This is a genomic window from Coleofasciculus sp. C1-SOL-03 (genome assembly GCF_040220555.1).
GTDB lineage: Bacteria > Cyanobacteriota > Cyanobacteriia > Cyanobacteriales > Coleofasciculaceae > Coleofasciculus.
This window is the reverse complement of record NZ_JAVJUO010000054.1, coordinates 1-9141: the sequence shown is the minus strand read 5'-3', so window position 1 is coordinate 9141 and position 9141 is coordinate 1. Positions and strand designations below refer to the sequence as shown.

Here is a 9141-nt window from a genome sequence, read left to right as displayed (position 1 = left end):
CCCCCATCACCCCCATCAGATCTGGCAAAGAGCGCAATCAATTACACCTGTGGTACACAGGCAAATTGATCCGCGTGTGCAAATGCGCCAGATGATACAACGGGCAGCTCAAATCGATGGAAATCAGGCATCTGGGGATTTAGAGAGTCGGTTGAATGCGTCTAAGGGTGGAGGTTCTCCCTTATCGGAGGGCGTGAGAGGATTTATGGAACCGCGCTTTGGGGCAGATTTTAGTGGGGTGAGGGTGCATACGGGTGGTGAAGCGGTGCAGATGAACAAGGAGTTGGGCGCACAGGCGTTTACTCATGGGAGTGATATTTATTTTGGGGCAGGGAAATTGCCAGGGAATAATGAGTTGACAGCGCATGAGCTGACTCATGTTGTCCAGCAGGGAACTGCACCCGACATTCAACACCGATCTGGGAATGAAAGCGGTGAGACACACATCCAGAGCAGCGAAGTGCAGATGGGGATCGCTAGTCACGTAGTGCAGTTTTGGCCCGGTGATGGCATGTTGCCCCCAGGAGACTGCGGTTGGGCGACATATGTCGGTCTGCGGGGAGCGGTCGAGACAGCAAAAGCGATCGTGAGTACCCTCGGTGCTTGCTCTGCAGGTGACAACTGTCTCACTCTTGCGACCAAGATCGCCGCTATCACGGCGGAGATCGCTGCGCGTCTGGCGCTGGACACTACCTGCTTTAGGGGCGGAGACACCGGCCATCGCCAGCAAGTGCAAGATAAGATCAACATGGTGAACCGCTGCTACCGATTCTTCACGAATTCTAACTGTCCGCAAGAGTTGATCGAAGCGATGGAAGCAGTCGTCGAACGCGCTCGAGAGGTCGTCGCGGCGGCAGCCATGGCAGTGCTAGTTATCGCGGCAGTGGTTGCACTTATCGCAGCGATTATCGTACTCGTAAAGGCCATCATTGTGGCAGCCGGAGCAACCGCCGTCGCAGCAAGCGCCGCCGCAGTGATGGCGGTACTTTTGCTGATCCTCGACCAGATCTCGCCCGAGAACCCGACAACTACGTAATGACATGCAAATCCCTCCTGACAAGAACCTCAAAGAGCGCTTCTTCAATGCGTTCGCCTCGCGCCCCCGACCCCTAGCTACTCAGATCTTGCGACCGGCGGTGAACTATGACGGCGATCGCCTGCGCGAACTCCTGGCTACGAATACGTCAACGGAACTCTCGGTGTACGATCTCCGAACCGAGGTCGAAGGCAACCTCTGGATGCTTGCTCCGGAGGCATTCCGGTACTTCCTACCAACCTTCCTGTACGCTTCCCTGGAGTCCTATGCATCTCTCAGCATCTTCGTCTCCGAACTCGTAGGCGCACTTACTGAACCCTCTCGTACAGACGTCGTAGAAGCGCTTGATCGAGCTACTAGCCTCCCGTCCGGTCTCGGTTTGCCGGACGACATGACCGAGCTACTCCGTAAGCAGCAGCTCGAATGGTTCGATTCCGGTACTCCACTAGCCATTTTCCACGAGCGCTTCGACAGCCTAACCCCCGCCGAAGGTGGCGCGATTCTCGACTTTTTTGCCGCCCTCCAAGAAACCCACGGCGCGGATTTTCCGTTCGGAGAGTTGGAGATCGCTGTCGATCGGTACTGGAGCCGCTATCGAGCATTCATGGATAACTGATAAGAACTTACTAATTTCAAGACTGATACTGCGATCGCGTCTCTAGCACCAGCTTATATCATGTCTGGTTGAATACCCATAATTAAGGTGATGGGGAGATGGAGTGAGAGGGAGAGGGGGGAAGTTTTTATGGGTGATTTGCCAGACATCATATTACATGAGGGTGCATACGGGTGGTGAAGCGGTGCAGATGAATCAGGAGTTAGGCGCTCAGGCGTTTACGCATGGCAATCATATCTACTTTGGGGCTGGAAAATCCCCAGGCGTTGATCATCTGACAGCCCATGAATTGACCCATGTGGTGCAACAATCTGGAATATCAGATAGCCTTGCACAAAAAGATGTGATTCAACGCACAACTATTGGCGATGTTTTAGATGAATTCTTCGCGCCATGGTCTAGGGAAAGACTATGGGTTATGAGAGAAAGCGATAACTACACCAGAATTGTGCGACGATGGCAACCTGTGATTAATGCCGTCAATCAAGCCAAAGCAAATCTTGAAGCTAATTGCAGAAATTGGCAAGCGAATCATCTGACGGATGCATCCTGGACACCTGGAATGACAGATCCGCCGGTTACTGATCCTAATGCTCACCGTATTTGGGTTAATAGTCCGCCTGGAACTGACCCTGAAACTTGTAAAAACGCATTTATCATATACGTTACTTCAAAACTTAACCCGATACCGATGAGTCCAGAGATTCAAACATTTGAACTGTACACCTGCTCAATTGGCTCATTTGGTATATATGCAACCGTCGATTCTATTGATTGCGATGCACAAACAGCCACAATGAATATCTGGATGTATAACGCAATGGATCAGGAATCTTTTGGTCGATTTGCAAATCACCCAGCTTTTGCTTTAAGTGGAATGGAAAGGCAGTATATGTGGTGGAATTGGTCTGAGCCTCATAGCTGGGGATCTTCTGCTAATCCAGGTGGAAATTCTGGGGGTTCCAATAGATGGTAATAATTCACTCCCCAGTAGTGTTGCGATCTAAGATGAGCATGATGAAAATAATGAAGCACCTCCTTTTGGGTTTAATGCTTGCCTTCCAGGTCGGTTGCGAGTCTGAAAGCAGTGGACAGGCTAGTGGAGTAACGGCTGCCAGTAAAGATCCTGATATCATACTGGAGTCTGTACAGGTTGGCACGCGCTTAGCACAGTTCTACGTTGACTTGGGTTCAGACAGCGCCGTCCTCGGTTTCTCAGTTGAGAATGATGCAGGTCAACAGCGTTACTTCCCGATGTATGGCTCCACCTATCGTGGGATTCCATCTGTCACATTAGAAGTATTTGCGTCCGCCTCCCAGGAGGAAATGTGGGTCTATTCCTCTTGGCAAGGATATGAACTCCTTGCCTATCATCGTATGGGTACGGATCAATCCATGACTCAATATGGAGAAATTACTTCTTTTGACCAACCAACACCTGAAAGTTTCGGTGGAGGAACGGGGCGCTTCCCTGAGATGAATACTGAGGAAGTGTATAAGGTAGCTAATATCAAGTACGATAGAAACAATGCAGCAAGATGAATTAGCTTGTGGTAAATCCCCCATTCCGGCTCTCCCGTACTTAGAGTGATAATAAAGTCGGCTATCGGTCTAAGGCGGGACATTTTGGTTAGGAAAGGGAAATCTTAACAGGGAACAGGGAATAAATTTGTCCCGGCTTGGGTTGGTAGCCAATTAACAAATAGGACGCTGACCCAGGGGAACAGCATGAATATATTCGCTACCTGAGGCGGGCCACCCCCGGCGATAAGAGGCTTCTTCTGGCTTTCCCCAGCCAAGCTGAAGGATGATTTCCAGAATCTGGGAATTCCCATAATGTAAAAGGTTAACCCATTCCGTTCGCGATGCGATCGCGTCCACATCGTCAGCCTGTATTTGGCGATAGTCTTTGCCGAGACGGATACTCAGGTACAAGTCCATACCCGGAGTCACCTGTCGCCAAAACTCCAAGATTGACGGTTTAGCCGCTTTGATTATCTCTACGTCACGAGTTAACGCCACTAACTGATCATGCACCGTCGGATAACGCAATGTGATTCCGTTGAGGGTTAACTGTCGCCACACGATACCCGAAACCTGATGTTGTCGCTGATAGTGGTGAACCGCCGCTTTAAAATCTCGATAGGCACTAAATTTTTGAATGCCCTCAGATTTGAGAAATCGATCAATCACCGGATTTCCCGATGCGGAAGCGGCTAGATTCAGACGCTGACCATTCATACAGGCACGGCGTTCCTCTGCCAAAATTTGGATCAGTTCCTCGGTGCTGTAGACCCGTGACATCAGATGTGCGATCGTTGTAGATTGGGACAGCAAGAGTGTCGAGGGGCAGGAGTGCCGGAGTGCGGAGGGGCAGGGGAAAATTGAGATATGCACTCTGCCACAAGTTGACTTACTTTATACTTGCATATTTTGGATACTTTTCCCCAAACTCCTTGAGCGCGTTAGTCTTGGCTTAATTCCGTATTAATCTCGTTAATCGGTCGCCGTTTTAAATCTAGTGATTCAGAACGGGGAAGTAAGTCAAAAACCTCCCGGAAGACATCATCAACTTTTTCGTAGCTGACTTGTCCCGTTTCATTCAACCGAACCTCACCCTCTTGGTCAATGAGAACGGTTTGGGGGACTAATCCTTCATAATAGTAGCCCGGTTTCATTGGGTCATCACTCGGTTTGTCGTACAGAGTATCTGCACTAATGGGGATAAAACTCGCCGCCCGTCCGTAAGGCGCTTGTAACTGGGACACGACCGTGGAAAACTGCTTACAGTCTTTACTGTCATCGATATAGAACACCAGCAAGGCAGGTTTATGGGCTTTTATGGAGTCTGCCAGAGTGACACGCGGCGGGACTAGGGAACCATTCCCCGCATAGAGGGCAAAGATATTGCCGTCAAAGTGGTCATCATTGAGATCCGCTAGGGCGGATGGTGTGGATAACAGCAAGCAACCGAGGACAGCAATCAGAGTGACCAGACATCGGGCAATGAGACGTTTATAAGAATCGCGATTGGTTGGATGTTGACTGAGAACAGGCAATGAGTCAAAGGTCATATTACACAAAATTGTTTCAGAGAAATCCCCTGTTTCTGATTATCCCTGATTGGCTGAGGAGTTCAAGCGATCGCACAAACTGAATCGTCCAATTATCATACCATCGCCATAAAGTCAACAACAACCAGGGAATAGGGGACAGGTAACGTTACGCAAACATTACGCAAACATAACGAAAACGCGATCACAATCATCGGTTGTTGAGACTGGAGTTAACAACCACACTTCAGGGTACTACCGATGCAACCGATGCTGATGTTAACTTCTCGTTGGACTACTGATATAATAATAGATTTTCATCTGGCTGAGTTCAGCGACAACATCTTGACAATAACGTCCTTCACATCTGGATTTTTGTCCGTTGTCAGTTACCACGGACTACAGAAAACTTGTGTACAGGTGAAGGGCGAAGCCTTGACAACAAGAATTTGGCAGTAGAACTGGAAAATCTGGGAGTGATTGTTTCTCCCCGATAACGTTTAACTTTTGACGTTCGACTTGTGACTTATTTAATGACTAACCCGGATAATACTTCAGTCGCCCATAAAATTCGCTCCTTAGCCCGAATGCGCTCAGAACAATCGATTCCCGTTTTTCTGCAAGGACTCAACCAGGACGATAATAGCGTACAGGCTTGGGCAGCGTGGGGACTGGCACAAATTGGCAGTGATGCGGTAGTCACGCCGTTACTCGCCGCCCTGGGAGATTCATCGCCGCAGGTGCGACGATGGGCAACCTGGGCATTAGGAGAAATCGGCTGTGAACGGGCAGTTACGGGACTCCTGGACGCCCTAAACCATGAAGATGCTCAAGTCCGTTGGCGGGCGGCGACGGCATTGGGACGTATTGGCAATCCCGTGGCAATTGACCCACTCCTACAGGTTTTGCGGGAAGATGAGGATCACTATGTTCGCGGTAGAGCGATATGGGCGTTAGGACAACTCAGAAGTGATGCCGCACTCGAAGAATTAAAACGGGCACTCTATGACCCAGACTTTTATATTCACACCAAAGCCGTTTATGCCTTAGGTAATCTGGCGAGTGAAGGTGCGGTGTCTATTCTCCTGGAAGGGCTTTATCATCCTGTCTTAGAAGTGCGGGCGGCGTCTGTGTCCGTATTAGGGGAAATTGGCACAGAAACTGCCATTGCGGGAATTTTACAGTCCCTTAGCGATGGAGATGTTTTTGTTCGCACCAGAGTGGTGGAAGCCTTGGGTAATATTGGCACTCCAACAACTATAGCGGGTATTCGACAAGCACTTAATGATGAGGATGCTTATGTTCGAGATAGAGCATCGGCGGTGATTGAAAAACTTAAGGGGGCGATGAATCGCGACGTGCAGGATACCTCAGCCATGGCGGCGAGTTCTATTCAAATTCCGGGTTTACCGAAACTCTGGATTGGTTCATTTAGTGAAGCTAGTGAATATCTCTGGTCGAAAACCCCAGGGTCATCGATTCGCTACCTGATTTCCATTGGTTCTCCGGGGGTTGCTCCGCCTCCGGGTTATACTCGCATTCCTCACCACCTGCGATTAGAGTTTGATGATATTGATATGCCCCATGATGATCCCGAATATGTCTTGCCGACAGCAGAGCATATCCTGCAAATTATCGAATTTACCAATTTGATTTCGTCGAACCAGGGGGATTTACTCATCCATTGTCAATCTGGAGTGAGTCGTTCGGCGGCGGTGGCGTTGATTGTTTGTGCTGAGTTATTGGGCGTGGGTAGAGAGGACGATGCCCTTGCCAATGTTTTAGCCGTTAGACCCCAAGCCTTGCCAAATTTGTGGATTGTCCAGTTAGCCGATGATATTTTAAATTGCGGGGGTCGATTGGTTCAAGTGGTGCAACAGCATCATGACGCGGTGAAATAGTTTTGACTCTTCCCTACCATTGAGGACATGGCGTCTGTGTAGGGGCGGGTTTCACGATTATCGTTGCTTCCCTACCAGATGCGACTAAACCCGCCCTGACCAAGGTTGGAGTGAAAGGTTTATAGTGTGCGATGCAGACGTTTATGGCGAAGACAGCGCAACTACAAACTTACGCAAATAGGTAGAATATTATGCTGACGAGCTATAGATGGCTGAGTAAATAACCTAGTATAAGCTCAGGGAAACGAGAAGCTGCCCCGTCTGGGAGGAGTGTGGATGTGAGTCAATCAGTGCTAGATCAAGTGCGTCTGAGTTTATCGGTAGGCGCGGCTAAAAGCGTTACCTCGTTGGTGCGAGGATTCCGTTTAGGGGCAGCGAGTGTATTGCCAGGGTCAATTGCCCGCAGAATTCAACCCCATGCTTTGCCGTTGCTTTTGGCACAGGTACGGCGTGGGGTGATTCTGATTGTGGGGACGAATGGGAAAACTACGACGGCTCTATTGTTGCGAACTCTGTTAGAGCGTCAGGGGTGGCGAGTGGCGCATAATGTCACGGGTGCGAATTTGATTAATGGGTTGGTAACGGCGTTGATGGAGCATACCAATGGTGTTGGTGTGTTGGATGCCGATTACGCCATTTTAGAAGTGGATGAAAATATATTACCCTTGCTCTTGCAGGATTGTCAGCCCCAGGTGATTTTGGGCTTAAATTTGTTTCGGGATCAGCTCGATCGCTATGGGGAAGTGGATACAATTAGTCAGCGCTGGCTGAAGGCGATCGCACCGCTTCCTGCTCAAACACGGGTAATTTTGAATGCCGATGATCCGACGCTGTGTCATTTGGGTCAACAGTTATCGCAAACGGTGCGATTTTTCGGTTTAAATGAACCGGAACACTATTTGGAAGAAATTCCCCATGCCGTAGACTCGATTTACTGTCCCAGTTGCGGCTATCCCTTGGATTACAAGGGGGTTTACTTGTCTCATTTAGGCGACTATCACTGCGCGAGTTGCGGCTTTAGTAAGAGTTCTTTAGCTGTCAATAGTCAGGAGTGGCCCCAAATCTTAATTGGCATTTATAACAAATATAATACCCTGGCGGCTGGATTAGTGGCAGAGGAATTGGGGATTGAACGGGCGGACATTTACGACACGGTTAAAACCTTCAAAGCTGCATTTGGACGCGCCGAGGAATTGGTGGTGCAGGGGAAGAAGGTGCGGATTCTGTTATCGAAGAATCCAGTTGGGATGAATGAAACGATTCGGGCGGTGCATGATATCCAAAAACAGGGGGGCGCATCGACGAAGTTAGTCGTGTTGAATGACCGCACCCCTGATGGCACTGATGTGTCTTGGATTTGGGACGTGGATACCGAGAAGCTGGTGGCGTTAGGCGGGACGATTGTCGTGAGTGGCGATCGCGTTTATGATATGGCATTGCGCCTCAAGTATTCTCAATCTGAGGCAGATCCTCCCTGTAAGTTGATTATTAAAGAGGATTTAAAAGAGGCGATTAAGACGGCATTAGAACAGACACCAGAGGATGAAACCCTGCATATTTTACCCACCTATTCTGCTATGTTAGAAGTGCGGGGATTGCTCACCGGGCGGCAGATTTTGTGAGTTTTCATAGGTCATTATCCCGACAAGAACAGTGATTTTAGCTTTTTTCGGGTAGCCAGTTCATCTCTAATAGTTGGTCGAGGGTATAAGGGCAGTTTTCGGGAAAATCCACCTCATATCCGGTCTTTTGTTTCACGTAGTTTAATGCTTTTTCATAAATCTTGACTTGGTTCTCCTGGAGATGATTCCGTAAATTTTGGGTTAAATCTTCATTGATTTGGGTTCTAAAACTCATGATTTCGGCTTGCCAATGATTGGCATTATAATCATGTTCTGCCGTCCAATATTGCCAAAGTAGCAAATGTCGGATAATCTGTTCGAGAAACCGTTCAACTGTTTTTTTCTCTCGCCGACTAAAGTCTTCCAACTCCTCAATTAAATGGTCTTTGTCCAACTCATTGAATCGGTTTTCTTTTAACAAACTAATGGTTTGTGTTAACCATTGGTCATATTCAACCTCATAAAGTGATGCTAAGTTCATGTTTACCGTCATGTTTACCTCTGTTTATTGACCGTTGTAGGTTGGGTTGACGACTGTTACCCAACAGGATATAGGGCTAAGGTTCCCTACTACAAGCCGAATCTAATCTATCAAATAAGGTGTGCCACGCCACTACTGGATTGACAGCTAAAATTGGGGATTAGATATAACCATTATCGGGCGCACGCCATTCTGATTGCAGGGTACGGTGCAAGTATAACTAAAACTTTTAACGGGTGTGAGATTTGATTTAATATTTGTTGCTTAACAGAGCTTAACGGGCAAAAAAACTGTGAGAATTATTTGCAATAAGCAACGAAATTGCGTGGATTCAGCGATTTGTCTATACTAATAATGGGTGTTTTTTATGTGCGTTTTTAGGGAAAGTCGCCTCATCGTAAGCTGAACCCCTTGATTTTGCGTCAAGAAGCG

General features: G+C 48.4%; 9 protein-coding genes. 6 read left to right on the top strand and 3 right to left on the bottom strand.

The genetic code is table 11. The features are described from left to right. The 4 genes from RIE73_RS07780 to RIE73_RS07765 all read left to right on the top strand — a co-directional run. A partial coding sequence (locus RIE73_RS07780) for an eCIS core domain-containing protein (RefSeq protein ID WP_446400650.1) occupies positions 1-1036 on the top strand: 1036 nt, incomplete at its 5' end. A gap of 4 nt (positions 1037-1040) precedes the next feature. Beyond that, positions 1041-1652 carry a hypothetical protein gene (locus tag RIE73_RS07775; protein ID WP_446400649.1) on the top strand — a complete coding sequence of 204 codons (612 nt, stop codon included), beginning with the start codon at positions 1041-1043 and terminating at the stop codon, positions 1650-1652. A gap of 157 nt (positions 1653-1809) precedes the next feature. Further along, positions 1810-2628, top strand: coding sequence for an eCIS core domain-containing protein (locus RIE73_RS07770; protein WP_446400648.1), 819 nt, complete (start codon positions 1810-1812; stop codon positions 2626-2628). 50 nt (positions 2629-2678) lie between these two features. Further along, entirely contained in the window at positions 2679-3194 is a 516-nt protein-coding gene (locus RIE73_RS07765; protein WP_446400647.1) for a hypothetical protein, read from the top strand. Positions 3195-3347: 153 nt separating this feature from the next. Here the strand turns inward: RIE73_RS07765 and RIE73_RS07760 are convergent, their stop codons facing one another. Then, positions 3348-3956: a hypothetical protein gene (locus RIE73_RS07760; RefSeq protein ID WP_446400646.1), complete on the bottom strand. Its 609-nt coding sequence runs from the start codon at positions 3954-3956 to the stop codon at positions 3348-3350. 161 nt (positions 3957-4117) lie between these two features. Further along, the gene (locus RIE73_RS07755) at positions 4118-4726 is read right to left on the bottom strand and encodes a thylakoid membrane photosystem I accumulation factor (protein WP_446400645.1); all 609 of its coding nucleotides are present in this window, start codon (positions 4724-4726) and stop codon (positions 4118-4120) included. A gap of 500 nt (positions 4727-5226) precedes the next feature. On the opposite strand from RIE73_RS07755, the gene RIE73_RS07750 reads away from it, so the two are divergent. Beyond that, on the top strand, positions 5227-6606 hold the full coding sequence (locus tag RIE73_RS07750) for a HEAT repeat domain-containing protein (protein WP_446400644.1): 1380 nt from the start codon (positions 5227-5229) through the stop codon (positions 6604-6606). 278 nt (positions 6607-6884) lie between these two features. Next, positions 6885-8228, top strand: coding sequence for a MurT ligase domain-containing protein (locus tag RIE73_RS07745; protein WP_446400643.1), 1344 nt, complete (start codon positions 6885-6887; stop codon positions 8226-8228). A 37-nt stretch (positions 8229-8265) separates the two neighbouring features. Here the strand turns inward: RIE73_RS07745 and RIE73_RS07740 are convergent, their stop codons facing one another. Next, entirely contained in the window at positions 8266-8721 is a 456-nt protein-coding gene (locus RIE73_RS07740) for a DUF29 domain-containing protein (RefSeq protein WP_446400642.1), read from the bottom strand. Between the last annotated feature and the right edge of the window lie 420 nt (positions 8722-9141).

Excerpts from the sequence above, each read along its gene's own strand:
- RIE73_RS07775 (WP_446400649.1), top strand. The coding sequence starts at position 1,041 with ATGCAAATCCCTCCTGACAAGAACCTCAAAGAGCGCTTCTTCAATGCG.
- RIE73_RS07770 (WP_446400648.1), top strand. The coding sequence starts at position 1,810 with ATGAGGGTGCATACGGGTGGTGAAGCGGTGCAGATGAATCAGGAGTTA.
- RIE73_RS07765 (WP_446400647.1), top strand. The coding sequence starts at position 2,679 with ATGAAGCACCTCCTTTTGGGTTTAATGCTTGCCTTCCAGGTCGGTTGC.
- RIE73_RS07760 (WP_446400646.1), bottom strand. The coding sequence starts at position 3,956 with ATGTCACGGGTCTACAGCACCGAGGAACTGATCCAAATTTTGGCAGAG.
- RIE73_RS07755 (WP_446400645.1), bottom strand. The coding sequence starts at position 4,726 with ATGACCTTTGACTCATTGCCTGTTCTCAGTCAACATCCAACCAATCGC.
- RIE73_RS07740 (WP_446400642.1), bottom strand. The coding sequence starts at position 8,721 with ATGACGGTAAACATGAACTTAGCATCACTTTATGAGGTTGAATATGAC.